General features: G+C 52.8%; 1 protein-coding gene. It reads left to right on the top strand.

Annotation, left to right across the window (positions count from 1 at the left end; translation table 11 throughout):
- The coding region (locus AB9F26_RS22490) for a DUF1254 domain-containing protein (RefSeq protein ID WP_369769152.1) at positions 1-286 on the top strand (286 nt) is incomplete at both ends.

Here is a 286-nt window from a genome sequence, read left to right as displayed (position 1 = left end):
GCCTGGTCCCGACCGCGGCGAAGGCGGCAAGTATTTGCTCGTCGGACCCGAGTATGACGGACCCCTGCCCGAGGGTGGCTATTTCGTCGCTGAATCCAAAACCAATAAAGTTCTTTATGCTGGTCGCGCCTTTTTGGTGAACGGCGATCCCAAACCTGCCGCACAAAATGTCAAGGATAACCTTAAAATTTACCCCTATGCTGCGGGTGGATTTGGCACCAGTATTGCTGAGGCTCTTGAAGGTAAAGTGCGCCTTGGCGGTAATGCAAAAGTTCCCGAAATGAAG

It is taken from the genome of Falsihalocynthiibacter sp. BN13B15 (assembly GCF_041205415.1).
Lineage (GTDB): Bacteria > Pseudomonadota > Alphaproteobacteria > Rhodobacterales > Rhodobacteraceae > Falsihalocynthiibacter > Falsihalocynthiibacter arcticus.
The sequence above is the reverse complement of the archived record's forward strand: the minus strand, read 5'-3'. Positions and strand labels throughout refer to the sequence as shown.